The organism is uncultured Roseobacter sp. (assembly GCF_947495275.1).
In the GTDB taxonomy this organism is placed as follows: Bacteria; Pseudomonadota; Alphaproteobacteria; order Rhodobacterales; family Rhodobacteraceae; genus Roseobacter.
Window position 1 is genome coordinate 1 of the sequence record NZ_CANLYL010000023.1, and the last position, 25236, is coordinate 25236.

Consider the following 25236-nt stretch of genomic DNA (forward strand, 5'->3'; position numbering starts at 1 on the left):
CTGTGCCTGAACGTCACCAACCTCACCGCCTCAAAAAACTTCTACTGCAATACTCTCGGTCTACAATGCACGGGGGAAAGCGATAGCCATATCTATCTGCGGGCCATGGAAGAACGCGGCCACCACAGCGTGATCCTGCAGAAATCGGACGCTCCCGGAACCGTCGACGTCATGGGCTTCAAGACATTCGACGAAAACGACCTCACAAACGCGGAACGCTACTTCAAAGCACTTGGGCACCCGACCTCCTGGGTAGAGCGTCCTTATCAGGGCCGCACCTTACTGACCTGCGACAACATTGGCATTCCGCTGGAATTTTATCACAAGATGGACCGCCTGGAGCCGATTCATCAGAAATATGCGCTTTACCGCGGCGTCAAACCGTTACGGATCGACCATTTCAATTGTTTCTCGCCCGATGTTGATGCCTCCGTGGCTTTCTACAGCGACATCGGCTTCCGGGTCACTGAATACACCGAAGATGAGGAAAGCAAAAAGCTTTGGGCGGCCTGGATGCATCGCAAGGGCGGGGTTCATGATATGGCCTTCACCAACGGCACGGGCCCGCGTCTGCACCACGTGGCTTTCTGGGTGCCGACACCGCTCAATATCATTGACCTGCTCGACCTGATGGCAACAACAGGGTATGTCGATCACATTGAACGAGGCCCCGGACGGCATGGTATTTCCAATGCATTTTTCCTCTATGTTCTTGATCCCGATGGTCACCGGATCGAGATTTATTGCTCTGACTACCAGACCGTCGACCCTGATCTGGAGCCGATCAAATGGGACCTCAAAGACCCGCAACGCCAAACCCTGTGGGGGGCTGCCGCGCCCAAAAGCTGGTTTGAGCATGGCACGCCGTTCACGGGCGTCGACACCCGCAAAAGCAACCTGAAGGCCACGCCAATCATCGCGCCGTGAAGCCGCGGGAAATTCGACAAAGAACCGACCTGTGCCAGAAAGGGAGCCAGACCATGCGTATTGCAACTTATTCGGCTGAAGGGCGGATACACTACGGTGCTGTCGCTGATGGCGGCATGATCGCGCTCAGCCCTGAGTTTCCGCAATGGCCAACGCTTTGGGATGCCGTGCGGGCGGGCGGGTTCAGTGAACTGATAGCAAGCGTTGCCGGCAAAGCCGTAAGCCATACCGATTTTCAATATGAAATGGTCATGCCAAATGCGCCCCGAATCCTTTGTGTCGGTGTCAATTTTCCGGACCGGAATGCCGAATACAAGGATGGCAGCGCGCAACCGAAGTACATGTCTCTTTTCCCCCGATTTGCCAGCGGATTCACGGGTCACGAGCAGCCCCTGATCCGCCCGCCTGAAAACCACACGCTGGATTACGAAGGCGAGGTTGCGATCGTGATCGGAAAGGAGGGAAGACGGATTTCCCAAGACGACGCTTACGACCACATCGCGGCGCTTACGCTGTGCAATGAAGGTACGATCCGTGATTGGGTCAGGCACGCGAAGTTCAACGTGACGCAAGGCAAGAACTGGGATCGTTCAGGGTCCCTGGGGCCCTGGTTGGTTCCTTTCGAGACGGCCAGCCAATTGGATGACGCCCGCATCCTTACCCGTGTGAACGGCGAGCTGCGTCAGGATGATGTACTCAGCCGAATGGTGTTCTCAATACGGCGCGAGATCGAATACATATCCACCTTCATGACGCTGCAACCGGGCGACATCATCATCACGGGAACACCCACAGGGGCAGGGGCAAGGTTTGATCCGCCGCGGTATCTGGCGCCGGGAGATGTCGTTGAGATCGAGGTGGAAGGCATCGGTATTCTGCGCAATGGCGTGGCGGATGAAATTCTATGACACCCCAGGATCACGCACGCGCCGCCGCCGACCTATTGGAAGCGGAGAGAAACGGCAAGCAGATCGGCCTGCTGAGCCTGCGCCATCCGGAAATGGGTATGGATGACGCCTACGCGGTGCAGAATGCCATCTATCGTGCCAAGCTGAATGCCGGGCGCAAGGTTATTGGTTGGAAGATCGGCCTGACGTCAAAAGCGATGCAATATGCCCTGGGTATCAACATTCCCGACAGCGGTATCCTTTTTGACGACATGGTGTTCGAGCATGGTCAGACGATTCCCGCTAGCAGATTCATTCAGCCGCGTATCGAGGCGGAAATCGCCTTTGTGATGAAGTCTGACCTTGGCGGGGAAGGGATTTCGCGGGCAGATGTCCTGGCGGCGACCGACTACGTTACACCCTCAATCGAAATCCTCGACACCCGCATTCAACGCAGCGACCCGCAGACGGGAAAGCCCCGGACGGTTTATGACACGATCAGTGACAACGCCGCCAATGCGGGGGTCATTCTCGGTTCCCGGCGTCATGCTGTAGAGGCGTTTGATCTGCGTTGGGTGGGGGCACTCACTTATCGCAACGGCGAAATTGAGGAAACTGGTCTGGGTGCCGGTGTTTTGAATGACCCGGTCGAAAGCGTGCTTTGGCTGGCGCGACGGATGGCGCAATATGGACAGAAGATCGAACCGGGTCAGGTGATATTGTCGGGCAGTTTCATCAGACCTGTCGAATGCCCGCCACATACCGAAATTCATGCAGATTTTGGCAGCTTTGGTGACGTGCGTATCTCGTTTGCCTGATGGCGATCGGGCAGCGTGCAGCGTCGGCCCGCAGCGCGAGCAGATGCAAACCTGCGGTGTTTGGTTCGCGGTTGGCGTGGCGGCAGAGGAACGCGGATCGTAAAATCGGGCGGATGGCAGGACAAACCCCTCACGAACACTCTGGCCAAATGCCCGAAGCACGATGGGAGCGGCGCGCGCTGAAGCGCGCACCCCAGATTATTCAGCCGGTTCATCCACCTTGCTGCCGCGGCTTTCTTTTTCCGCTGCGTAGTTGGTTTGTGCCGTCTCCACGGCCTTGGCGTGGATTTCGGCAAGTTCGGGCCGCATTTTCTGCGCTCTCATGGCCGCGTTCATGGTTGACATGTGTTGTCCCTGAAAATGCGGGAAAACCTCACGGGCGATCAACTCATAACTGCGCCGGGTTGCGTCAAAATTCGCCCAGTTGTGGGCAAGCATCAGATAGGCACCAAACCCTCCGTTTGACTGCTTCCAGAGACGGTCAATCTGTGCCCGGCACATCTCGGGCGTGCCAATCGCGCCAAAACCGCTGTCGTTGATGAAGTCGATCATCTCCTTGGCGTTCTGACCTGGCATCGACATCTGCGGGAAGGCGGCGATCTCCTGAAAATAGTTGAACCAGTGCTCGATGCCGTAGTCCACATCCCGTCTGGCCTGTTCGGCGGTCTCAGCGATGTGACAAAGGCCCACCAACCGCCATTTCGAGCGATCCGGTGTATGGCCGTAGTGTTTTGCCTCTTCTTCGATCACATCCCAATGCAGGGCCAATGCGTCAAACCCCGCAGCCGTTGTGGCGCCAATGGAGATCATGCCGGTGCCATATTTGCCCGCCAGCTTCGGCCCGGTAGGGGAGGCTACGGCGGCAGTGACGAGATCGAAATTCGAATAAGGCCGCAGATGCAAACGGGCATCTTTGAGGGTCCAGCGGTCGTTTTCGAAATTTACCGGCTCATCGGATCGCAGCAGGCGTGTGATGATATCAATGCCATCGGCCAGAAGGCCGCGGGTGTCTTTTTGGGACAAGCCGATCATCGCCGCATCGGTGGGCAAGGATCCTGGACCAAGACCCAGCATTGCACGGCCACGTGTCAGATGATCAAGCTGAACGATTTTTTCCGCTACCCAAAGCGGGTTGTGATAGCTGACGGAAACGACACCTGTGCCGAGTTTGATATGCCTTGTGCGTGGCGCTGCCGTGGCAATCATGAGTTCGGGGCTGGCCGATATTTCGGAGCCGGCGGAATGGTGTTCGCCAAACCAGACTTCGTCATAGTCACACCTGTCCAGCCATTCGACCAATTCAAGATCTTGTTCAAGCGCAAGTGTCGGGTTGATGCCCGGCTTGTGAAACGGCGCAAGGAATATGCCAAAACGCATACGGTCAGTCATAATGTCTCCTCCCATAATGTCCCTGCGTAATGCAGGTGACGTGTCAAAGGTTAGACCGGCAAAATGTCCGGGACCAAATGAATTTTTGTGGACCTCAGCATTGCCAATGCATTCCGCGCAAGTTGCCAGCCGAGATGAGGTGCCTGTCAAACCACATCATCTGCTTGACGCATCCGCATTCGATCCATAAACCGCTGCTCTTTGTTTCAATCCGGGAGAGGGCGCGCGCATGGGCTCAGATGGCCACGTGTTGGGAATCGATTTCGGCACATCGAATACCGCCGCCGGGTTTTTGCACAATGGCACACCGCGTCTGATTGCATTGGCAGATGGCAAGACCACGATACCGACGACTTTCTTTTTCGATTTCGAAACCCGGCAAACTCTGATCGGGGAACCTGCTAACCAAGCTTTGCTGGATGGTGCCGATGGCCGGTTTATGCGGGCGCTCAAACGTGTGCTGGGCACCGCGTTGATGCATGAAAAACGCCAGATTCTGAATGAGCGGGTTACCTTCGTTGATGTGATCGCGCGGTTTTTGAAGCACGTCAAAACCCGGGCCGAGCATGAGACGGGGCTGACATTCGACCGCGCACTCTCTGGGCGCCCCGTGGTTTTTCATGGCCAGAACGATCCGCGCGAAAACCGGGCCGAAGCGGATCTGCGCGCCTGCTATCTGGCCGCAGGTTTCAGGGGCGTGGAATTCCTGCCTGAACCCGAAGCCGCAGCCATTGCCAGCGGTGCATTGGAGCATAGGTCAACCTGCGGGCTGATTGTTGATATCGGTGGTGGCACCTCAGATTTTTCGGTTTTTCGATCGGAGCGGGGCGCCGTGTCCATACTGGCCAACCATGGAGTGCGCATTGGCGGTACGGATTTTGACCGGGCGATCAGCATTGATCGTGTGATGCCGCTTTTGGGTAAGGGCACGCAATTGCGCAAAGTCATTGGTCCGGGTCTGTCCCCGGTGCCGAATGCAATTTTCAACGATCTTGCGACCTGGGAAAAAATTCCCTTTCTCTACACGGGGCAGGATCGGCGTGCAGCGGGTGAAATGCAGCGACTGGCAGAGGAGCCCGAAAAGCTGCAACGGCTTGTCTGCGTGCTGCGTGATGAGCTTGGACATGACCTTGCCTTCGCGGTTGAAAAGGGCAAGATCGCGGTCAATTCAGAGGGGCAGCGGTCTCATATTGCGCTGGGTGTGATCGAGCGGGGCCTTGCTGTTCCATTGCAGGCTGACGAACTGGACCAAATACTTGCGCCACATGCGCACCAGCTGCGTGATGGTGCCCGGGAGACCGCGCGTTTGGCTGGATTGGCACCGGATCAGATCGAGCAGGTAATTTATGTGGGAGGCTCCAGCATGATGTCCATGGTCGCCCAAAGCATGAAGATGCTCTTCCCGGACGCACGGCACGCATTCAGCGAAGTCTTTACCGCTGTGGCCGATGGCTTGGCGCTGGCCTCTGCGCAGAGATGACAGCAGGAGGCGCCCAAGCGATCGTGGACTAGATCAGGTCGGCATGAACCTCCGGCACGAAGGTCTGATCGCCCATCGGGGGTCTCACATATCCGCGTTGCGCGGGGCGTTCTTCAAGCTCAACCGGGGGCCGTTCGATCTCCTCGTAGGGTATCAGGCTCAACAGGTGGTTGATGCAGTTGAGACGCGCGTGTTTCTTGACATCGGAATTCACCACGAACCAAGGGGCCTGTTTGATATCCGTATGCGCGAACATATCGTCTTTCGCCTTTGAATAATCGACCCAGCGTTTTCGACTTTCCAAATCCATTGGACTGAGCTTCCACTGTTTTGTCGGATCTGTCAGGCGCTTTTGGAACCGCCTCTCCTGTTCTTCATCGCTGACCGAAAACCAGTACTTGATGAGTTGAATGCCTGAGCGCACCAACATGCGTTCAAATTCGGGGCAGCTACGCATGAACTCTTTGTATTCTTCGTCTGTACAAAACCCCATCACGCGTTCGACGCCGCCGCGATTATACCATGACCGGTCAAAAATGATGATCTCTCCAGCCGCAGGGAGATGGGTCACATAGCGTTGAAAATACCATTGCGACTTTTCCCGCTCCGTGGGCGCTGGCAGCGCCACAACCTGACAGATGCGGGGGTTCATGGCCTCGGTGATGCGCTTGATCGTGCCGCCCTTGCCTGCTGCGTCCCGACCTTCAAAGATGATCGCCACGCGGTGACCGGTATGCTTGACCCATTCCTGCAATTTGACCAGTTCGATCTGCAATCGGGCGAGTTCCGCCTCGTATTTGGCATTTGAAATCTTCTTCATGGAAGCCTCCCCGTGTTTGAGTGGTCGTGGGTTGCGTCAGAACTGATGAGCCTAGAACACGATGTTCAGCATCAAAAGTGACACCACAAGAAAGAGGACCGTCATGATGCCGCCGCTTTTGACGAAATCAATGACCTTGTATCCGGCCGGTCCCATGATCAGCGCATTCACCTGATGTGTCGGAATAATGAAGGAATTCGAGGTCGAAATTGCCACAGTCATGGCAAAAAGCGCCGGGTTGGCGCCTGCCGCAACGGCGATGGAAACGGCAAGGGGCACCAGCAAGACAGTAGCACCGACATTTGACATGACCAGCGAGAAAACGGTCGCAAGCACGGCCACACCGGCCTGTAGCGACCATATCGGCCAGCCATCGAGAATGATCAGGATTTGTTGGGCGATCCATTCGGCGGTGCCGGTGTTCTGGACCGCCTGTCCCAGCGGTATCAGGCTGGCGAGCAGGAAAACGGTGTTCCACCCCACTGCGCGATAGGCCTCGTCAATGCTCAGAACCCTCGACAGCAGCATACCGACCGCACCAGTCAGCAGACAGAGCGACAAGCGAACATCCGAGAACAGAATGAGCGACAGCGAAACCGCAAAGAAAAACAATGCCCAGCCGACTTTATGCGGTCTGAGTTCTTCTTGCGGGAAATCGGCGGTGACAACGATGAAATCGCGATCGCGCTTGATCCTTGTCAAATTGTCCCAGCGCGTGTGCGCAACCAGCATATCGCCGGCCTGAAAGGGCACAAGACCGATTTGGGTTGGTTCATGATCGGCTGTCTTCACATGGCTCAGCGTGTCTTCGCCGCGGTGGATCGCCATCAGGCTCAGCCCGTAGGTTTTACGCAGCAACAGATCGCGCGGGCTTTTCCCAACCAGTTTGGAATCCGGCGGGATGACCAATTCGGCGACGCCCGCATTGGTTTGAGCGAATTCTTCAACAAAGACATCAAGTTCCGGACGGATCTTCAACTTGAAACGCGCCGCAAATTCCGCCACGGCGGGTCGGCTTCCGATAATTGCCAGACGGCAGGGAGCGGCGATTTCAGCGGTCAATATCTGGATCATTGAGGCTTTGCCGCGGTAGAAGGTCGAGATGATGTAGATGTTGTTTTCGTTGTTGATATCGGCAAGAATTTGACCGACGAGAGGGCTGTCAGCGGGCACGTCGACTTCGAACACATCCGCATGTAATCCGTAGACCCGTTCAAGATATTCGGATGTCCCGTGACCCGAGGCGACCTCAACCGGCGTGGCGGAACCCGGCAAAACCCAGCGCCCCAGAAGCAGGAAATAGACGATGCCGGTGGCGATCAGCGCCGCTCCGATGGGCGTGACCGAAAAGAGACTGAAAGGCGCCATCTTCAGATCATCCGGCAAGTTTTCATTGGCGGTCAGGATCAGATCATTCAGCAGAATAAGAGGAGAGGACCCCACCATCGTCATTGTGCCGCCCAGGATGGCGCAAAAGCCCATGGGCATCAGCAGGCGGCTGAGCGCAATGCCCGAACGCACCGAAATACGGCTGACGACTGGCAGGAACAAAGCGGCTGCTCCGACGTTTTGCAAGAAGCTGGAGATGATCCCGACAGTGCCGGAGACAATCGGCAAGACCCGTGTTTCGGAGGTTCCCCCATGTTTGAGAATGGCCGCCGCTACCTTGTTCATGATGCCCGTACGGTCGAGGCCAGCCCCAACGATCATCACCGCAATGATCGAGATCACCGCGTTGGAGGCAAAGCCGTCGAAGAGATGGTTGACGTCCGCCAGCCTTCCCAGCCCCGGCACGTAGCTCAGGATGCCGACGATGACGAGGACAAGCAGTGCCGCCAGATCAATGCGGATCAACTCGGAGACAAAGAGAAAAACCGTGAAAGCGAGCAGGCCGATCACGACAGCCATCTCTACTGTGAACGCAAGTTGCTCCATGTTGTCCCCCCTGCTTGTTTTCGGGAAACCTTTCCGGCGAAACAAGCACAGCGCAGCCCTTTCGGCCGCATTAACGATCAGTGTGGACCAATTTCCGGCGTCCTGTCATTTGTTTTTTTTCATGGGCTTGCGTCAGGTCGGGGTCAGTTGCCGCCCATTCTTTCGACAAACGCATTGTCTTGCGCGCGCGGTCGGGCGCGTCATTTCGGGCGTTTGGACTGAAACGACACCTCAATTCATCGCCAGCGCATCCGCTCTCAGGCGCGTTTGGCCGCCAGTTGCGCAAGGGTCAGGCAGAGGTTGGTCGCCGTGGCCATATCCTGAACGGAAATCCATTCCAATGGTCCGTGAATACACTGCATGCCGGTGAAGATATTGGGCGTTGGTACGCCCATTTCGGTCAGGCGTGAGCCGTCGGTGCCGCCGCGAATAGGCACGGAAATTGGCTCAATACCCAAACTGCGGCTGGCGTCACGCGCCAGATCGACAGGTGTCATATCGTTTTCCAGCCAGTAGCGCATGTTGCGGTATTGCGGCGTGATTTCACAGGAAATGCGCGCCCGGGGTTCGCTGGCCTGAACGGCTGCGCAAACCTGACGCAGCAACGCTCCTTTGGCTTCCAGGCCGTCCAATTCGAAATCGCGCAGGATGAATTTGAGCGTCATTTCAGACGACCCGCCCTCCATGTCCGTGGCATGAATGAAGCCTTCCCGCGCGTCGGTGACTTCAGGTGTCATTGTTGCCTGCGGCAGGGTCTGGATGATTTTGGCCGCAAGATGAATGGCATTGACCATCTTCTCCTTGGCAAGACCGGGATGTATCGAGACCCCTTCGACGGTGACAACCGCGCGATCCGCAGAGAAGCTCTCATACTCAATTTCCCCGACTTCACCGCCATCCAGCGTATAGGCAAAATCAACGGCCAGATCTTTCGCCAGTTGCGGGTCGACACCCCGACCGATCTCTTCATCTGGTGTGAATGCGATACGGATCGGCCCGCGCGGCACATCGGGATTGTCCAGCAGGTGATGGGCGAGCGTCATCAGGATAGCAACGCCGGCCTTGTCATCCGCGCCCAGCAGGGTTGTGCCAGATGCCGTGATCAGATCATGCCCTCGCTTTTCAGCCAGATAGGGGTGCTCCTCAGGCGACAGAACCAACGCCGGGTCGTCGGGAAACGTAATGTCACCGCCATTATATCCTTTGATCACGCGAGGTTTGACACCGGTTGCATTGAATTGAGGAGCTGTGTCGACATGGGCAAGCAACCCGACTGTTGGTCCCTCAACCGTGCCCGGAATGGTCGCCAGCACAGCACCGTAGTCGGTTAGCTGGACGTCCGCGGCATCCAGGGCGTTCAATTCTGTCTCCAGCAGACGCAACATGTCGAACTGGATTTCTGTGCTTGGCGTCGAGGTGGAATTCTCGTCGCTTTGGCTGTCGATTGCGGCGTAGCGCACAAGGCGATCTTCGAGTTCCTGATTGAACGAGCTTTGCATGGCTACCTCCAGTTGATTTTCGGAAAGAAAGGCGCAGAGAGGTGAAGTGTCAAGGGCAGCTGCAACCGCGACAAATCAAAGCCGTGTTATTGCGCAGACCGGCTATGCGGCCAGCGCTCGGGAAGCGGCGCAAAACGGAGCGAAAGAACATCTCAAGTCTTTGGCGCCGCTCCAGAAGAGCGACGCCATCAATTCAATCGAGCTTGGGTCAGAAGAGCGCCGCCATCTGCTAACAGCTACCGGCCTTGCGCGAGGTTTACTTGACTGACGCCATAAAAGCATCCACCTCTTCCAGAGAGATATACTGGGTCTCTTCAGTGCCGGTTTCGGTAAAGCTCCACATCACAGCGGGCGCGGAAACATCGCCGTTATCGTCAAACCGCACGTTCCCGGTCGCCCCTTGGTAAAATACGGTGCCGCCGCCAGCCAAAACCTCTTTTGCCTTGGAAAAACCAGCAGCGTCAGCGGTGATGGGTGTGCCATTCGGATCCGTGACAGCGGAGACTTTTGCTGCGATTTCCGTGCCTGTTGCGCCGGTGCCAGCCGCTTCCATGGCCAGCAATCCGATCATTGTCGCGTCATAACTGTTGGAGAGGCCCGGCCCGTTGGGTTCAGAGCCGAATTTGGCCGTATACTGGCTGACAAAGGCCGAGGCACTTTCACTGCGGGGGGAGGCGGTATCGGTCCCGATGGTATTGCCGAGGTACTGAAGGCCGACATTATCGCGGAACTCATCTGATTTCAGCGCGTTGGCAACGATCATGTTCTGGGTGCCGCCCAGTGAAAGCCACTCGCGCACGACGGAAGTGCCCTCTTTCGGATAGATCGCCATGTAGAGAGCTTCGGGATTGCCTTTCAACGCTTCGGTGACCTCCGCGCGGTAGGAGGGTTGTGCATCGTTGATCGCAACTGATCCGGTGACGGAAATGCCCAGGGCTTCGAGGTCCTTGGCCACCAGTTTTCCGATGTCCTGACCCCAATCGTCATTCTTGTAGAGGATCGCCACGGATTTATATCCCTGATCGCGCGCCACCATGGCCCCTACCGCCGCCTGAACGCCACTTGTAGCAAAAGTGCGGTAGAAGAGACCCTTGGTCTTGCCTTCCTGAGACAGGCCGGTGAAGGCCGTGGAAGATGAACAGCATGACATCTGCATGACCCCGGCGGGCACCGTGACAGAGGTCAGGATCGGCATTGAAACACCGCTGCTGACCGCTCCAAGCAACATCTGCACACCATCAAGATCGACCAGAGCTTTGGCGGCATCCACGCCAACTTTCGGGTCGACCTGGCTGTCGCGCAGGACCATCTCGACTTTGCAGCCAGCAACACCGCCTGCTTCATTGGCCAGATCGACGGCATATTGCGCTGTTGCCGCAATGGGTTTGCCCCAGTCAACAGAGGTTGGCAGCACGGCACCGATCTTGGTGGTACAGTCCTGCGCCAGGGCCGCGCCGCCCATCATCATGCCGGTTGTCAGCCCGGCGACCACGCCACGCTTGAAACTCGTCTTAGTCATTCCCGTACTCCCTGTTGTTTTAGATGTTTGGCGCGACCCGATTGCGAGACCACCAGTTTTTCCTCAAAAAGCCCCTGAGGACGCCAGAGCAACATTCCGACGATCACCACGCCGATCAGGATGAACTGAAGCGACCCGGTATAGAGTTGTACCTCCAGTGGCGCAAACCGCGATAGCCCCCAGCCGCTCGCGGTCCAGGCGCCCCAGATCAGAAATGTCCCCATGACAGCTCCCTTATTGTTGCCCGCGCCACCGACAATCAGCATTGCCCAGATCTGAAACGTTAGAATTGGCAGCACATCCTGTGGGCTGATGAAGGCATAAAATGTCGCATAGAGTCCACCCGCCAGCCCCATGATCACCGAGCCCGCGATGAAGGCAGCCAGTCGGATGCGTGCAGGGTTTTTGCCAAGCGACATGGCAGCGGTCTCATCCTCACGGATCGCGCGCAGGAGCCGCCCGTAGGGTGAACGGATCAACCGTTCGAGAAAAATGTAGGTGGCGATCAGCAGCCCCAGTACGAAAATCAAGAACAGCAGGTTGTAGGTGAACCCATCCCCAAGAGCTTGCCGCAGCGGTCTCTCGAAGCCGCGCAAACCCTTGGCACCGCCAGCAAGGCCCTCGGCATTGCGCATCAGGTTCTCGAAGGCGACAGCGACCCCGAAGGTGGCGATGGCCAGGTAGTCATGACGCAAGCGCAATGTCAGAATGCCCACCCCCCAGGCAAGCAGGCCGGCAATGGCCATGCCGCCCGACAGGGCGATCAGATAAGGCAGCGCAAAGCCTCCCAGATGATCGGCTTGCGGCGTGCCGCCGAGGATCAATGTGCCGTATCCGCCCGCCCCAAAAAACGCGACGACGCCGCCATTGAAAAGGCCGGTATTGCCCCATTGCAGGTTCAACCCAAGAACAGCAATCGACAGGATCGCGGCGACAGTTGCAAAAAAGACCAGATATGACAGCAGCCCGATCATAGCCGCTCCTCGCCAAAAAGCCCGGTCGGACGGACCATCAGCACGGCCAGGATGATGAGAAACGGCACGGAGGGGCTGTATCCTGACGGCAGAACGACCAGCGCCAGATTTGAAGCGATGCCTACCAGGAAGCCGCCAAGAACCGCGCCATAAACGCTGCCGATGCCGCCAACAATCGTGGCTGCAAAAATCGGCAATACCAGATCGCGCCCCAGCACCGGATTGATCTGGTTGCTGAGCCCGTAAAATACCCCGGCGGCGGCTGCAAGCCCGCCCCCGATGATCCAGATCAACAGGATCATTCGGCTCAGATTAATGCCTGATACCTGTGCCAGCGTCGGGTTTTCGGCGACCGCGCGCAATGCATAGCCAAATGTGGTGCGCGACAGGATGAGATGCAGAATGATCATGATGATCAGGGCAGCGACAAGCGAAAAGACCTGATCGGGTTTGATCAGCAGCAGCGGATCGCGGCTGATGGCCATCGCAAAGACGATGTCCTTGGAATAAAGCTGCGATCCCAGCCCGAATATCAGACCGAGGATGTTGCGGATGATCATGGCGACGCCAAAGGACGCAAAGACCATCGAAAGCTCTCCTCCCTTGGCGCGCACGCGGCGAAATATCAGGCGGTCGATCAGTACCGCAGAGGCACCGGTGATGACCATGGATAGGATGATCGCGAGGGAAAGCGCCCAGGTCAGGCTCAGCGGGCCAATGGCACTGCCAAGTGCCGGATAGATGACTTCGAAAAGACCATCGAACACGAGCGCCGAATACGCACCAATCGACAAGAGTTCGGCGTGGCTGAAATTCGCGAACCGCAGCATGTGCATCGCCATGGTCAGCCCGATTGCGCCCAATGAGAGGATAGACCCAACAAGAACACCATCGACCAGATTCTGGATCATGTCGGTGCCATGCGTTTGCCGCCCAGATAGATTTGTCCAACGACCGGATCGCTCAGCAGATCAGCGGCGGGGCCGTCGATCTGGTTGCGGCCATCCGCCAGAATGTAGCAATGATCAGCCAGACGGAGCGCCTGTTTGACATTTTGTTCGACCAGCAGAATTGTCACACCGCGTTGCGCCAGTACGTGGGCGTGTTCGAGCACCTCTTCGGCGGCTTTGGGGGACAGGCCAGCGGAAGGTTCGTCCATCAGGATAAGGGAGGGGTCGATCGCGAGCGCCATGGCGATGGCCAGGAACTGACGTTGACCACCGGAAAGCGATCCGGCCCTTTCGCGTTGTTTTTGAGCCAACGGTGGAAATTGCTGAAACAACCTGTCAAGCCGCGCCGGGCCCTCGGGTCCCGCATTCCGCAGCACCAGTTCAAGGTTTTGCCGAATGGTGAGGCTTCGGAAAACATTGTCTGTCTGAGGAATATAAGCGACGCCCAGACCGCCCATCTGATCGGGGCGTGGATTGGTGATGTTGGCGCCGTTTAACACGACATGGCCCTCGGTCGCTGGAACAAGGCCGCTTACCGCCTTGATCAGCGTGGATTTTCCCGCACCGTTTGGGCCGATGATCACGGTGATCTTGCCTTTTTGCGCGCTCAGTGACACGTCCCTGAGGACTGGCAAATCGGGAATGTAGCCTGCGACGATGCCGCTCACTTGAAGCGTTTCAGACATCTGCCTGCGCTCCGAGATAGGCATCAAGAAGGATCGGATTGACTTGGGCCTCTTGCGCTGTGCCTTGAAACACCACCTTTCCTTCGGCAAGTGCAATGACCGGATCGCAATGCTTCATCACGAAATCCATGTCGTGCTCGATGATCAGAAAGGTTTTGCCCGCATCGTTCAGTTCTTCGATTTTTTCGATAAGCACACGGGTCAACGACGGATTAACGCCTGCGGCTGGTTCATCCAGCAGGATCAATTGAGGATCGGCCATCAACACCCGGGCCAGTTCGAGCAGTTTTTTCTGCCCGCCCGAAATCTGCCCCGCTGCCTGATCCGCGAGCGCGTCGAGCGTGACGAATTTCAGTACCTCCATGGCCCGGGCATGAATGGCCTGCTCCTGGTTGCGCATTTCGCGCGACCGCAGGAAGGGGCCGGAGAGACGTTCACCAATCTGAGCCAAAGGTGCCAACATGACGTTTTCCAGAACGCTCATTCGGGAAAAGGGGCGGGGGATCTGAAATGTGCGTCCCAACCCAAGTTCAAAAAGCCTATCCGGCGACATGCAAGTCACATCTTTGCCGCGGAAGCTGATGCTGCCGCTGCTGGGCGGTAGCATACCGGTTAGAACGTTGAAAAGCGTGGTTTTCCCGGCACCATTCGGGCCGATCAACCCAGTGATGCTGCCGCCCGAGATGTCGAGGGAAACGCCATCAACCGCGCGAAAGGTGCCAAAGTCCCGCGTTATATTACTGACGGACAGGATCGGCTCAACCATCAGCACCCAGAACCTTGTCGTCAGGTTTGGTGTTGAGATTGTATTTCATGATGCGGCCATGGCGGCTGGTGCGGTCGCTTTCCAGAGAATAAACATCGCCATTCGGTCCATCCGCCCTCTTGAGCACGTCGTCTAGCTCCCGGTGGTCGTCCTCGTTCAGAACCAACTCAAAGACCTGTAGGGTTTGTGGCAAATGCCGCGCATAGCGTGCCCCGACAATACCGGCCGCGACCTGGTGCTGGTCCAGCACCCACCGGGTCGCGACAGCGCTCAAGGAGACGTTGTACCGGTCGCCCACGGTTTTCAGCGCCCGCAACAGCTGCTGAAACCGGTTCCAAGGCCCAAATTCGTCGATGATCAGCCGGTATTTCACCAAGGATCGGTTGGCGAACTCAAAGCCGGGATCGGGTTTGCCCAGCCAATGTTCGGTCAGGAAGCCGCCCGCGAGCGTCCCGTAACAGAGCAACTGAACATCATGTGCCGCAGCCCAGTCGGTCAGGCCATTTGCGGGCCGTCGGTCAAGCAGGGAATATTGCACCTGTGCGGCGGCGATATCAAATCCGGCATCCAGAAAGGGCTGTATTTGCTGGCGGTCCCAGTTGTTGATGCCGAGATTGCGAATTTTACCCTTGCGCTGAAGGTCTTTGAGAATGCTCAAACCGGCAAGAGGATCTCCGCGGTCAAGGTCCCACCAGTAGAATTGGACAAGATCGAGTTCATCCACCTGCAACCGCTTAAGGGAGCGGTCAATGATGGCCTCGACCTCACTTGCGCGCAAATCATGCAGACGTTCGAGGTCAGGGACTAGTTTGGTGTGCACACAGACGCGATTGGCCACCGATGCGCCGCGCCGCTGCCGCAGATCAGCGATAAAATTGCCAATCATCTCTTCGACACCGACATAGATATCGGCGCAATCAAAAGTCGTGACGCCTGCGTCCACGAAGGCTTCCATATCCCGTATTGCAGCACTCCGGTCGACGGCGCCGTGATCGCCCGCAAGCTGCCAGCCACCCTTGATGACACGGGAGATGCGATGATCAGGGCGCAGTTCGACTGTCTCAACGGTCATGTGGCGTCTTTTTCCTGCCAATAGGGGATGCCTCGATGCTCTGGCAGGCCGGTTGTCCCCGCATGGGTGAACCACCGCTTTTTACCCCGGGTGACACGAAACCTGCCGCCGCAATTAGGGTCAGGGCAGGCAATCTCCGCATCTGTGCTCATCCAATCGTGTGGGTCGGTCTCGCGCTGTTTGGCTGGTAAAAGCGGCAGCAGGCCCGACAGCGCATACATTGATATCTCAGTTTGATCGTCAAAGATCAGCAGTTCTCCTTCGACACGAAAAGCCTCGCCCTCAACGTGGCGGCAGACCGGCGTGCGCCCTCCGAGGACTGTCTCAACGCGCAAATCGTAAAGCCAGAATCCATCGGCTTCGTGGTCTCCCTGCATGGCCAACCCACCTAAGCCTTTCTCATATCAGGTCAATAAATCTTTTTGTTTGTATATTGTTGCGGGGTTCCGTCAGCGGTGTCAATCGGTTCTGATCGGTGAATGGGGGGTAATCTGGTCTACCCGCAATGGACAGTGATCACCCGCTCGCCTAGACAGAATGTTCATGTCATGACCCAGGACGGACCGACCCAAATGCCAACCCCAGATCGATACTCACTGAGCAACAAACTGACAATCAGCCGGGCGCTGGTCGGGCTTTGGCAGGTGGCGGATATCGAGAAAGAGGGCGAGATCATCGACCCGGAAGAGGGTGCAACCCATCTGGCAGACTATGCTCAGGCTGGGTTCAACACATTCGACATGGCCGACCACTATGGCAGCGCAGAACGGATAGCAGGGGCCTTACTGCAACGTCGCGATGCCGCGACCGGGCGCCCTGTGATCTGCACGAAATGGTGCCCCAAACCGGGGCCCATGACCGAAGAGGTCGTGCGCGCCGGGGTCATGGAACGATTGGAGCGTTTGGAGTCTGACAAGGTGGATTTGTTGCAGTTTCATTGGTGGAGCTTCGAACATCCGGCGTGGCTTGATGCGCTGCACCAGATGGCAAAACTGCGCGAAGAGGGTCTGATTGGCGAAATCGGCGTTACGAATTTTGATGCGGCGCATTTGCATCTGGCTTTGATGGACGGCATCCCGCTGGTCAGCAATCAGGTGCCGTTTTCGCTGCTTGACCGACGCGCCGCCGGACCTTTGTCCGACCTTTGCGCAAAGTCTGATGTGCGCTTGTTGGCCTATGGGACGCTGGCGGGCGGCTTTTTGTCGGAACGTTGGATTGATCAACCCGAGCCTGCGGCGATTTCGGACTGGAGCAAGATGAAGTACAAGCGCTTCATTGAGACAGCCGGCGGCTGGGAAGTGCATCAGACCCTTCTGAGGGTCGCGGCAAAAATTGCCCAAAAGCACGGGGTATCCATATCCAACGTGGCCACGCGGTGGGTGCTGGAACATGCGGCTGTCGCAGGTGTCATTATCGGCGCGCGTCTGGGCGAAGACCAGCACCGAGATGATAACCTGAGATTGTTCCAGTTCGCTCTGGACTCCGAGGATCACGCAGCACTTGATGCCGTGTTTGAGGAGACCACACCGTTGCCGGGTGATTGCGGGGACGAGTATCGAAAACCGCCGTTTTTGACCGCCTCCGGGGATTTGAGCCACCATCTGGATGAAATGCCAAAGGCGTTTGAGGTGCAGCCTGTGCCGGGACGCCCGGATGAGGCAAGGGTGCTGACGGGCAGCCTGTGGGAAGACATTGCGGGCTATTGCCGCGCCCGGCGGATTGGGGATCGCATTCTGGTTTCGGGCACCACGGCGACGGCGGGGCTTGACCGGTCGGTCGCGCCCGGCGACGCAGAGGCCCAAACCACGTTTATTCTCGACAAGATCGCCGCCGCGCTCACAGCGCTGGGGGCATCCATGGATGATGTGATAAGAACCCGCGTTTATCTGACCGATGCCGATGACGTCACCGCAGTCTCGCGCGCGCACGGGCGTGTTTTCGGGGAAATAAAACCCGCCAATACCCTATTGGAAATTGCCAGGCTGATCGGGGATTACAAAGTGGAAATCGAGGCGGAAGCCCTCATCAGAAGCAGATCATCCTGAGCTTGATCCCACAAGGCCCGATGTTGATCTGCCCTGATGTGCAATGATCGAAGCTGGGGGTCATATGATCTGAAACCCGACAAGGGCCCTTCAAACGGGGATCACGAACCCGGCTGGTGCCGCCGACTTACCCTGTCGGGACGACCTGCCAGATTGAGCCGGGCATCCGCGCGCGGTGTCTCGCTGATGACCTTGCCCTTGGCCACAACCCATAGGCGCGGCGCCCGCAGACGCAGCGCCTCGACCGGCGAGCCTGCGTCAAGCACGACCAATGAGGCGTCGGCACCCACATGCAGACCATAATCCGCAAGCCCCATCGTCCGGGCGTTGTTCCTTGTGACCATTTCAAAACAGGTGTGCATTTCTTCCGGACTGGTCATCTGTGCTACGTGAAGGCCCATGAAGGCCACGTCCAGCATGTCCGCCGTGCCCAGCGAATACCACGGGTCCAGAACACAGTCCTGCCCCCAGCCGACATTGATGCCCATGGCCAACATTTCCTTTACCCGCGTCAGGCCGCGTCTTTTGGGAAAGGTATCGTGACGTCCCTGCAAAACGATATTGATCAGGGGGTTGGGAATGGCGTTGATTTCGGCTTCTGCCATTAGGGGCAGGAGCTTGGACACATAGTAGTTGTCCATGGAGTGCATTGAGGTCAGGTGCGACCCTGCAACCCGCCCCTCAAGTCCAAGGCGCGTGGTCTCAAAAGCAAGTGTTTCGATATGTCTGGAATTGGGATCGTCGGTCTCGTCGCAATGCATGTCCACCTGCAACCCCCGCTGAGCTGCCAGCTCGCAGAGTTCCCGGACCGAGGCGGCACCATCCGCCATGGTGCGTTCGAAATGTGGAATGCCGCCCACCACATCAACCCCCATGTCGAGCGCCCGAATGGTATTTTCGCGCGCCGTCGGATCGCGGTAAAAACCGTCTTGTGGAAAGGCGACCAATTGCAGGTCGATGTAGTCTTTGACGGTCTCACGCACGTGCAAAAGGGCTTCGACCCCGAGAAGACGATCGTCACATGTATCCACATGACTGCGGATCGCGAGCAACCCCATGCTGGCGGCCCAGTCGCAATAGGCCAGCGCGCGGGCGACCACGTCTTCCTGAGTCATGACCTGCTTGAGCTCACCCCATAGGCCAATCCCCTCCAGCAGCGTTCCCGAGGCGTTGATACGTGGAATGCCATAGGACAAGGTCGCATCCATGTGAAAATGCGGATCCACAAAGGGCGGGCTGACCAGATCGCCGCTTGCCTCCAGTACCCTACCGGCTTCTGCGCCATCCAGTGGTGCCATTGCGGCAATCTTGCCACATGAAATGCCGATATCGGTAACTGTGCCATCGGGCAGGGTGCCGCCTTTGACGATCAGATCGAACATCAACGTTCTCCTTTATTGAAGGGTACCATGAGCGCTGCCGGGACCTGCGCTCTGCGCGACATGGCCACGAGCGCAAGGATGGAGAGGATATAGGGCATCATCAGGAATATCTGGTAGGGAATCTCAGCGCCGAACCCGGTTTGCTGAACCCTGATTTGCAAGGCATCGAAGGCGGCAAAAAGTATGGCGCCAAATACGGCTTTGCCGGGTCGCCATGATCCGAAGACGACGAGCGCGATGCAGATCCATCCCCGACCATTGACCATTTCGAAGAAAAAGCTGTCGAAGGCTGACATGGTCAAAAACGCGCCCCCCATGGCCATGAGCCCACTGCCAAAAATGACAGCGCCCATACGGATCGCGGTGACGGAAAGACCTTGCGCGGCAACAGCAGAAGGGTTTTCACCCGCTGCGCGCAAGGCAAGGCCAACGGGTGTGCGGTAAAGCATCCAGGCGACGGCTGCTGCCAGCACGAACGCCAGATAGGTGAATGGGGTCTGTGCAAAAAGCGCGGGCCCAAGCAATGGGATATCTGCCAGCAGCGGAATTTCATAGGGCTGGAATGCGATGATCTTTGGCGGCGTTGTCACCTCCGGCAGGGCAAGGCGATAGGCGTAATAGGTGCTCGACGTCGCCAGCAGGGTCACACCCAGCCCGACCACATGCTGTGAAAGGCCGAAGGGCACGGTAAGCACCGAGTGCAGAAGGCCGAAGAGCATTCCCACCACCATGGCAACCGCGACGCCGATCCAAAGCCCGGCACCCGCGTAGACGGCCATCCAGCCTGCAAAGGCACCTGCGACCATGATCCCTTCGATGCCAAGGTTGAGCACGCCCGCACGTTCACAGATCAATTCTCCCAGTGTCGCGAAGATCAGCGGGCTGGCGATGCGAATGGCCGCTGCCCAGAAACTCGCCGTCAGGAAGATATCGAGGATTTCCATATCAGTCTCTCACCACGCGAAAACGGGTCAGCAGGATCGCCAGCACCATCAACAACAGCGCCATCGCCAGCATGATGTCGGCGAGATATGTGGGGACCTCGGCGGCCCGGCTCATGCTGTCAGCGCCGACGAATACCCCTGCCACAAACAGCGCCGCAACGATCACGCCCAAGGGGTTGAGCAGGGCAAGCATGGCAACGATGATCCCGGTGTAGCCAAAGCCCGGCGACAGATCGAGGGTCAGGCTGGCTTTGAGGCCCGCAACTTCGGAAAATCCTGCGAGTGCGGCCAGTCCGCCTGAAAGCAGCGCAGTTTTGACAAGAACGCGGTTGACGGGGATGCCCGCAAAGGCGGCGGCTTCGCGGTTCAGACCCACGGCGCGCATTTCGTAACCCAGCGTGGAGCGGGTTTGAATGACCCAGATTGCCACTGCGGAAACGAGCGCGAGGATGAACCCCCAATGCAGGCGCAACCCGTCCAGGATACGCGGCAATCGCGCCTCGGATATGACACGGGCGGACTTTGGCCAGCCCATGCCCATCGGGTCCTTCAGTGGTCCTTCGAGCAGCATGGAGATGAATAGCAGAAAGATGAAGTTCATCAGCAGCGTCGTGACAACCTCATCCACTCCGAACCGTGTTTTCAGCAGCGCGGGTACCAACAAGAGAACTGCCCCCGCAAGTACGGCAGCAATGGCCAATGTCACCAGCAGCGGGAAGCTGGGCCAGGGGAGCAGCCCGGTTCCCAGCAGCACGGTCATCAACGCCCCGGCATAGAGCTGGGCTTCCGCGCCGATGTTCCAGAACTTCGCACGAAAGGCCACAGCCGCGGCGAGACCGGTGAAAATCAGCGGAGTGGCGCGGTTCAGGGTCTCCAGCAGGGCGAACTTCGATCCGAAGGCACCGTTGAGGATCAGGCCAAGAACCGAAAATGGGTTGGCTCCGGCGATCATGGCCAGCAATGACGCGATTACCACGGTCGTGCCTATGGCGAGCGCGGGCGGGAATATGCGACGGGCGGACGAAGGATTGGTGATGGGTTCAAGACGCATGCCGGACCTCACCCTTGCCGGACATCCAGAGGCCCAGCTCAGCCGGGGTCATTTGTCCACGCTCGAAAGCCGGTGACAGACGACCATCAGCGATCACGTGAATGTAGTCCGATAACGCCATGATTTCATCCAGGTCTTCAGAGATCAGGAGCACTGCCGCCCCCCGGTCCCGAGCCTCCAGAAGCTGGCCGTGTACATAATGAACGGCGCCGATGTCCAACCCGCGGACGGGTTGATTTGCCAAGATAATTTGGGGGTCGGCTTCGAGGACCCGACCAAGGATCAGCTTTTGCATGTTTCCGCCGGACAGCAAGCGGATCGGGGTATCCGCTCCGGGGCAGCGCACATCGTATTTGTCGATAATCTCGTTTGCAAAGCGGCGCGCACGTGTCCAGTCCAGCCACCCCTTGGTACTGAAAGGATCACTGGCGTATCGCTCCAGAATGGCATTTTCGGTCAGATCAAAATCGGCAATCGTGCCCGTTTTGTGTCGATCTTCTGGAATGCGGGCAATGCCTGCGTTGACCGCATCGCGCGGGGTCCAGGAGGGGACGGGTGAGCCATTGAGAACGATTTTTCCGTTGGTCGGCGCGCGCATACCCCCCACGATGTCCGCTAGGGCTGCTTGTCCGTTACCTGAAACGCCGGCAAGGCCGATGATCTGACCTGCCCGCAAAGACATGGAGACGGACTTCAGCCCCGGCGCGCTGCCAATGTCCGGCGTTGAAACAGTTTCCAGTGTCATCAAGGCTTCGCCGGCATGTGCCGTCGACACTTCGGGCGGCTCCGCCTCGGCACCCATCATCATCGCGGCCAGTTTTTCCTTGGTGCTCGTGTCGGTATCGACACCGCCGACAAGTTTTCCATGGCGCAGAACGACCACGCGCTGGGCAATTGCCATGACCTCGTGGAGTTTGTGAGAAATGAAGATCACCGAGAGACCATTGGCGATGGCTTGCCGCAGGGTTGCAAACAAATCCTCTGCTTCCTGCGGGGTCAGGACCGCCGTCGGCTCATCAAGGATCAGGATTTTCACATCGCGGTAGAGTGCTTTGAGAATTTCAACCCGCTGCCTTTCGCCGACACTCAGGCTGCCTACCCGCGCGTCAGGAGCCACCTTGAGGTGGAACTGCTCCGACAACGCCTCGATCCGCGCGCGTGCGTTCGAGCGGCGCAGGCTGAAGGACGTGAGCGATCCGGTCCCAAGCGTGATGTTTTCCTGCACGGTCAGATTGTCGGCCAGCGTGAAGTGCTGATGCACCATACCGACGCCGGCCTCTAGCGCTGCGCGGGAATTGCCCGGCGGCAGCGTCTTGCCAAAAACTTCAACGGTGCCCTCGTCGGCCGTGTATTGGCCAAAGAGGATGTTCATCAAGGTTGTCTTGCCAGCACCGTTTTCGCCCAGCAGCGCGATCACTTCTCCGCGGTTCAGGGAGAAGCTGATCGCGTCATTCGCGACCAGCGTCCCAAAACGTTTCGTGATGTTGTTCAGGCGAAGAACAGAGGCTTTGTCCGAGGCCATCTCACTCAGGACGATTTCGGCTCTTCGTCGTTAATCTCGACCGAAAAGCTGCCTGACTTGATCTCTTCGGTGCGTTTGTTAACCAGTTCCAGTGCAGCGGCCGGTACTTTTCCATCGAAGGTTCCCAGCGGCGCGAGGGTTGTGCCGCCCTCCTTCATGAAGGAGTAAATACCGTAATCGGCGGCGGTGAAAGAGCCCTCCTTGACGGCGGCGATGGCTGCATCCAGCGTTGGTTCAAAATGCCAGATGGCGGAGGCAACAACGGTCTCGGGATATTCGGATTGGGTGTCGATCACGTTTCCAATTGCCAAGACACCTTTTTCCTTGGCCGCATCCGACACGCCGAAACGTTCCGCGTAAAGCATGTCAGCGCCGTTCTCGATCATGGCAAATGCGGTTTCCTTGGCCTTGGGCGGATCAAACCAGCTACCGATGAAGCTCACCTGAAACTTGATATCCGGGTTCATTTCGGTGGCGCCTGCCATGAAGGCATGCATCAGCCGGTTGACCTCGGGGATGGGGAAGCCGCCCACCATGCCGATGTTGCCGGAGTTGCTCATCGCGCCGGCAATGATGCCTGACAAGTAAGAGGCGTCCTGAATATAGTTATCGAACACCGAGAAATTGGGCAGGCCTGCGTCTTCCTTGAAACTGGATCCCATCAGGAAGGCCACGTCAGGGTAATCGGCGGCGACTTCCCGCGCTTCCTGCTCGGCGCCGAATACTTCACCGATGATCAGCTTGTTGCCAGCTTCCGCATATTCGCGCAGGACACGCGCGTAGTCGGTATTGCTGACGTTTTCAGAGAATGTGTAGGAGATATCGCCACGTTCCTGCGCGGTTAGCGCCGCCTTGTGGATGCGGCTGACCCACTGCTGTTCGACCGGAACGGTATAGATACCCGCCGTCTTGATCGGCTCTGCCGCGAAGGCGCGATGCGTACCGACCGTTCCCGCGATCAATGCGGTACTGGCGGTCGTAGCCAGAAAACGGCGACGGCTGATTTGATTCGTGCTGGTCATTTGATATCCCCCGATTTATCTGCCGGATGCTGGACCGGATTTGACCAATTGGTCAAGTATTTCTTCGCTCGTAAAGGATCAGGGCGACATTTGTCTGATCACTGCTCAACAAGTGACCATGAATTCTTGACCCGCTTTGATCAATGTCGACATGCAACCTTGGAGCGGATCAGCGATTAGCCGGATAACACCAATTTCTAGCAGCAGACAGGCCCCAAAGACTCTCGCAACTGAATTGAACTGTCGAGTTCAACCGAAATGCCCGGGCTGGTTTTCTCAACCATCGAGATCAATTCAATGGCCGCTTTTCGCCCCATCTCACGGTGAGGGACATGAACCGTGGTCAATTGTGGGGTCACGATTCGGGCCAGCTCAATGTCGTCAAATCCCGTGATCGACACATCGCCGGGGACCTGCAAGCCCATTTCCCGAGCCTGACGCAGCGCCCCAACCGCAAGAACATCGTTACCGCAGATGACCGCCGTCAGATCCGCGTTCGCTGACATCAACCGGCTGAAGGCGATGGCACCATTCTCGATCTCGTAAGGCGTCTCAATGATTTTCAGGGTCTCAGGGGGCAGATCATTGGATGCAACGGCGTCCTTCACGCCCTGAAGGCGTTGAACCGCACGATCATTGCCCCGGGTTATTCCCGAGATAACGCCCAGGCTGCGGTGCCCCAGATTCAGTACTTGCTGAACCAGCGCGGACATCGACGACCGATTGTCAAAACCGATGGAGGGTTGTTCGCTGTCAGCGCTGAAAGCCCAGGCAACAAGGGCGGGCACGTCTTGCCGCTTCAGATAGTCGTATAGTGATTGATCCCGGTCATAGCCGATCAGCAACAGGCCATCGGCACCACGGGCGACCAATGCGCGTATTTGTTCTTCTTCGATGTCGGGCTGGTAGGCGGAACTTGAAACCAGCAAGGTATAGCCGCGTCTGCGTAGCTCTTCTTGAAAAGCCTGAATACCGCGCGCAAAAATCGCGTTCTCCATGGTCGGAATAATCGCCCCGATTGTGAAAGTTCGCTGGGCTGCCATGACGCGCGCGCCAAAGTTTGGCGTATATCCAAGTTTTTTGACCGCCTTCATAACCTTGTCTCGGGTCTTCTCGACAACGCGGTCGGGGGAGTTCAGGCAGCGTGAAACAGTCGCGGTTGAGACGCCGGCAATCCTGGCAACGTCGTCCACCGTGGGGACAGATCGGGTGTTTGGCATGATCGGTCCTGTACAATCGTTCCTCGGCGCGACCCTAGCAGATCCAGAACGATTGAAAAGTTGGTCAAAATGTAATGGCTTGCATTTCAATTTGTAAGCGCTTACAAATTGACCTGAAACCAACTCATTCAGGAGTATTTTTCATGTTTCTCGCAGCATCGGTCGCAGTTTTTATCGTCTACTTCGCCAATGTTGCTTTGGGGGCTTTCGCTGGAAGCGCTTTTTTGGGGGACGTTGGGGAGATGTTGGTTTTGTTTGCGGCATCCATTCTGTTTGTTGTCGCGATTTTGAAAAAGGAAGCTGACCGTAACAATAATGGCGGCTGAAG

At 57.4% G+C, this 25236-nt stretch carries 23 protein-coding genes; 6 read left to right on the plus strand and 17 right to left on the minus strand.

The window, feature by feature from the left end; translation table 11 throughout:
* The 3 genes from hpaD to hpaH are packed head-to-tail and all read left to right on the plus strand — an operon-like array spanning window position 1 to window position 2632.
* Window positions 1-927, plus strand: a complete 927-nt coding sequence (gene hpaD, locus Q0802_RS23150; protein WP_298922295.1) for a 3,4-dihydroxyphenylacetate 2,3-dioxygenase — start codon at window positions 1-3, stop codon at window positions 925-927.
* A 53-nt stretch (window positions 928-980) separates the two neighbouring features.
* On the plus strand, window positions 981-1835 hold the full coding sequence (locus Q0802_RS23155; protein ID WP_298922297.1) for a fumarylacetoacetate hydrolase family protein: 855 nt from the start codon (window positions 981-983) through the stop codon (window positions 1833-1835).
* Window positions 1832-2632 (plus strand): 2-oxo-hept-4-ene-1,7-dioate hydratase, encoded by an 801-nt coding sequence (hpaH, locus tag Q0802_RS23160; RefSeq protein WP_298922298.1) that lies wholly within the window; start codon window positions 1832-1834, stop codon window positions 2630-2632. The genes Q0802_RS23155 and hpaH overlap by 4 nt, the downstream gene beginning before the upstream one ends.
* 198 nt (window positions 2633-2830) lie before the next feature.
* Here hpaH and Q0802_RS23165 read toward each other — a convergent pair whose 3' ends face one another.
* Window positions 2831-4021 carry an LLM class flavin-dependent oxidoreductase gene (locus Q0802_RS23165; RefSeq protein WP_298922299.1) on the minus strand — a complete coding sequence of 397 codons (1191 nt, stop codon included), beginning with the start codon at window positions 4019-4021 and terminating at the stop codon, window positions 2831-2833.
* A gap of 229 nt (window positions 4022-4250) precedes the next feature.
* Here Q0802_RS23165 and Q0802_RS23170 point away from each other — a divergent pair, with 229 nt between their 5' ends.
* Entirely contained in the window at window positions 4251-5501 is a 1251-nt protein-coding gene (locus tag Q0802_RS23170) for an Hsp70 family protein (protein WP_298922303.1), read from the plus strand.
* Between the two features lie 28 nt (window positions 5502-5529).
* On the opposite strand, the gene ppk2 is transcribed toward Q0802_RS23170, so the two are convergent.
* The 10 genes from ppk2 to Q0802_RS23220 form a co-directional block, all read right to left on the minus strand.
* Entirely contained in the window at window positions 5530-6321 is a 792-nt protein-coding gene (gene ppk2 / locus Q0802_RS23175; RefSeq protein WP_298922304.1) for a polyphosphate kinase 2, read from the minus strand.
* A 51-nt stretch (window positions 6322-6372) separates the two neighbouring features.
* Complete coding sequence (locus tag Q0802_RS23180; protein WP_298922305.1) at window positions 6373-8256, minus strand: SLC13 family permease; 1884 nt, start codon at window positions 8254-8256, stop codon at window positions 6373-6375.
* Between the two features lie 257 nt (window positions 8257-8513).
* Window positions 8514-9755 carry a peptidase T gene (pepT, locus tag Q0802_RS23185; protein WP_298922306.1) on the minus strand — a complete coding sequence of 414 codons (1242 nt, stop codon included), beginning with the start codon at window positions 9753-9755 and terminating at the stop codon, window positions 8514-8516.
* 256 nt (window positions 9756-10011) lie between these two features.
* The gene (locus Q0802_RS23190; RefSeq protein ID WP_298922308.1) at window positions 10012-11274 is read right to left on the minus strand and encodes an ABC transporter substrate-binding protein; all 1263 of its coding nucleotides are present in this window, start codon (window positions 11272-11274) and stop codon (window positions 10012-10014) included.
* Entirely contained in the window at window positions 11271-12248 is a 978-nt protein-coding gene (locus Q0802_RS23195; RefSeq protein WP_298922309.1) for a branched-chain amino acid ABC transporter permease, read from the minus strand. Before Q0802_RS23195 ends, Q0802_RS23190 begins: the two co-directional genes overlap by 4 nt.
* Window positions 12245-13159 carry a branched-chain amino acid ABC transporter permease gene (locus Q0802_RS23200; RefSeq protein WP_298922311.1) on the minus strand — a complete coding sequence of 305 codons (915 nt, stop codon included), beginning with the start codon at window positions 13157-13159 and terminating at the stop codon, window positions 12245-12247. The genes Q0802_RS23195 and Q0802_RS23200 overlap by 4 nt, the downstream gene beginning before the upstream one ends.
* Complete coding sequence (locus Q0802_RS23205) at window positions 13156-13884, minus strand: ABC transporter ATP-binding protein (protein ID WP_298922312.1); 729 nt, start codon at window positions 13882-13884, stop codon at window positions 13156-13158. Before Q0802_RS23205 ends, Q0802_RS23200 begins: the two co-directional genes overlap by 4 nt.
* Window positions 13877-14650, minus strand: coding sequence for an ABC transporter ATP-binding protein (locus Q0802_RS23210; RefSeq protein WP_298922314.1), 774 nt, complete (start codon window positions 14648-14650; stop codon window positions 13877-13879). Before Q0802_RS23210 ends, Q0802_RS23205 begins: the two co-directional genes overlap by 8 nt.
* Window positions 14643-15722 carry an aldo/keto reductase gene (locus tag Q0802_RS23215; RefSeq protein ID WP_298922315.1) on the minus strand — a complete coding sequence of 360 codons (1080 nt, stop codon included), beginning with the start codon at window positions 15720-15722 and terminating at the stop codon, window positions 14643-14645. Before Q0802_RS23215 ends, Q0802_RS23210 begins: the two co-directional genes overlap by 8 nt.
* A complete protein-coding gene (locus Q0802_RS23220; protein WP_298922316.1) occupies window positions 15719-16099 on the minus strand; it encodes a TIGR04076 family protein in 381 nt (126 codons plus the stop codon). Before Q0802_RS23220 ends, Q0802_RS23215 begins: the two co-directional genes overlap by 4 nt.
* A gap of 195 nt (window positions 16100-16294) precedes the next feature.
* On the opposite strand from Q0802_RS23220, the gene Q0802_RS23225 reads away from it, so the two are divergent.
* Window positions 16295-17767 carry an aldo/keto reductase gene (locus Q0802_RS23225; RefSeq protein WP_298922317.1) on the plus strand — a complete coding sequence of 491 codons (1473 nt, stop codon included), beginning with the start codon at window positions 16295-16297 and terminating at the stop codon, window positions 17765-17767.
* Between the two features lie 101 nt (window positions 17768-17868).
* Here the strand turns inward: Q0802_RS23225 and Q0802_RS23230 are convergent, their stop codons facing one another.
* The 6 genes from Q0802_RS23230 to Q0802_RS23255 all read right to left on the minus strand — a co-directional run bounded on the left by Q0802_RS23230 (window position 17869) and on the right by Q0802_RS23255 (window position 24908).
* Window positions 17869-19149 carry an amidohydrolase family protein gene (locus Q0802_RS23230; RefSeq protein WP_298922318.1) on the minus strand — a complete coding sequence of 427 codons (1281 nt, stop codon included), beginning with the start codon at window positions 19147-19149 and terminating at the stop codon, window positions 17869-17871.
* Complete coding sequence (locus tag Q0802_RS23235; RefSeq protein WP_298922319.1) at window positions 19149-20093, minus strand: ABC transporter permease; 945 nt, start codon at window positions 20091-20093, stop codon at window positions 19149-19151. The genes Q0802_RS23230 and Q0802_RS23235 overlap by 1 nt, the downstream gene beginning before the upstream one ends.
* Window position 20094: 1 nt before the next feature.
* Window positions 20095-21144, minus strand: coding sequence for an ABC transporter permease (locus Q0802_RS23240; RefSeq protein WP_298922320.1), 1050 nt, complete (start codon window positions 21142-21144; stop codon window positions 20095-20097).
* On the minus strand, window positions 21134-22666 hold the full coding sequence (locus tag Q0802_RS23245; protein WP_298922321.1) for an ABC transporter ATP-binding protein: 1533 nt from the start codon (window positions 22664-22666) through the stop codon (window positions 21134-21136). Before Q0802_RS23245 ends, Q0802_RS23240 begins: the two co-directional genes overlap by 11 nt.
* A 5-nt stretch (window positions 22667-22671) precedes the next feature.
* Complete coding sequence (locus tag Q0802_RS23250; RefSeq protein WP_298922322.1) at window positions 22672-23688, minus strand: BMP family protein; 1017 nt, start codon at window positions 23686-23688, stop codon at window positions 22672-22674.
* Between the two features lie 197 nt (window positions 23689-23885).
* Window positions 23886-24908, minus strand: coding sequence for a LacI family DNA-binding transcriptional regulator (locus tag Q0802_RS23255; protein ID WP_298922323.1), 1023 nt, complete (start codon window positions 24906-24908; stop codon window positions 23886-23888).
* Between the two features lie 143 nt (window positions 24909-25051).
* Between Q0802_RS23255 and Q0802_RS23260 the strand changes: the two genes are divergently transcribed.
* Window positions 25052-25234 carry a hypothetical protein gene (locus Q0802_RS23260; RefSeq protein ID WP_298922331.1) on the plus strand — a complete coding sequence of 61 codons (183 nt, stop codon included), beginning with the start codon at window positions 25052-25054 and terminating at the stop codon, window positions 25232-25234.
* Window positions 25235-25236: the final 2 nt, after the last annotated feature.

What these genes read in the sequence shown, in the direction of transcription:
- pepT (WP_298922306.1), bottom strand. Translation starts at nt 9,755, where the DNA reads ATGCAAAGCTCGTTCAATCAGGAACTCGAAGATCGCCTTGTGCGCTAC.
- Q0802_RS23235 (WP_298922319.1), bottom strand. Translation starts at nt 20,093, where the DNA reads ATGGAAATCCTCGATATCTTCCTGACGGCGAGTTTCTGGGCAGCGGCC.
- Q0802_RS23230 (WP_298922318.1), bottom strand. Translation starts at nt 19,149, where the DNA reads ATGTTCGATCTGATCGTCAAAGGCGGCACCCTGCCCGATGGCACAGTT.
- Q0802_RS23220 (WP_298922316.1), bottom strand. Translation starts at nt 16,099, where the DNA reads ATGCAGGGAGACCACGAAGCCGATGGATTCTGGCTTTACGATTTGCGC.
- Q0802_RS23225 (WP_298922317.1), top strand. Translation starts at nt 16,295, where the DNA reads ATGCCAACCCCAGATCGATACTCACTGAGCAACAAACTGACAATCAGC.
- hpaH (WP_298922298.1), top strand. Translation starts at nt 1,832, where the DNA reads ATGACACCCCAGGATCACGCACGCGCCGCCGCCGACCTATTGGAAGCG.
- Q0802_RS23210 (WP_298922314.1), bottom strand. Translation starts at nt 14,650, where the DNA reads ATGGTTGAGCCGATCCTGTCCGTCAGTAATATAACGCGGGACTTTGGC.
- Q0802_RS23240 (WP_298922320.1), bottom strand. Translation starts at nt 21,144, where the DNA reads ATGCGTCTTGAACCCATCACCAATCCTTCGTCCGCCCGTCGCATATTC.
- Q0802_RS23245 (WP_298922321.1), bottom strand. Translation starts at nt 22,666, where the DNA reads ATGGCCTCGGACAAAGCCTCTGTTCTTCGCCTGAACAACATCACGAAA.
- Q0802_RS23195 (WP_298922309.1), bottom strand. Translation starts at nt 12,248, where the DNA reads ATGATCGGGCTGCTGTCATATCTGGTCTTTTTTGCAACTGTCGCCGCG.
- Q0802_RS23205 (WP_298922312.1), bottom strand. Translation starts at nt 13,884, where the DNA reads ATGTCTGAAACGCTTCAAGTGAGCGGCATCGTCGCAGGCTACATTCCC.
- Q0802_RS23260 (WP_298922331.1), top strand. Translation starts at nt 25,052, where the DNA reads ATGTTTCTCGCAGCATCGGTCGCAGTTTTTATCGTCTACTTCGCCAAT.
- Q0802_RS23200 (WP_298922311.1), bottom strand. Translation starts at nt 13,159, where the DNA reads ATGATCCAGAATCTGGTCGATGGTGTTCTTGTTGGGTCTATCCTCTCA.
- Q0802_RS23255 (WP_298922323.1), bottom strand. Translation starts at nt 24,908, where the DNA reads ATGCCAAACACCCGATCTGTCCCCACGGTGGACGACGTTGCCAGGATT.
- Q0802_RS23155 (WP_298922297.1), top strand. Translation starts at nt 981, where the DNA reads ATGCGTATTGCAACTTATTCGGCTGAAGGGCGGATACACTACGGTGCT.
- Q0802_RS23170 (WP_298922303.1), top strand. Translation starts at nt 4,251, where the DNA reads ATGGGCTCAGATGGCCACGTGTTGGGAATCGATTTCGGCACATCGAAT.
- Q0802_RS23215 (WP_298922315.1), bottom strand. Translation starts at nt 15,722, where the DNA reads ATGACCGTTGAGACAGTCGAACTGCGCCCTGATCATCGCATCTCCCGT.
- Q0802_RS23190 (WP_298922308.1), bottom strand. Translation starts at nt 11,274, where the DNA reads ATGACTAAGACGAGTTTCAAGCGTGGCGTGGTCGCCGGGCTGACAACC.
- ppk2 (WP_298922304.1), bottom strand. Translation starts at nt 6,321, where the DNA reads ATGAAGAAGATTTCAAATGCCAAATACGAGGCGGAACTCGCCCGATTG.
- Q0802_RS23180 (WP_298922305.1), bottom strand. Translation starts at nt 8,256, where the DNA reads ATGGAGCAACTTGCGTTCACAGTAGAGATGGCTGTCGTGATCGGCCTG.
- Q0802_RS23250 (WP_298922322.1), bottom strand. Translation starts at nt 23,688, where the DNA reads ATGACCAGCACGAATCAAATCAGCCGTCGCCGTTTTCTGGCTACGACC.
- Q0802_RS23165 (WP_298922299.1), bottom strand. Translation starts at nt 4,021, where the DNA reads ATGACTGACCGTATGCGTTTTGGCATATTCCTTGCGCCGTTTCACAAG.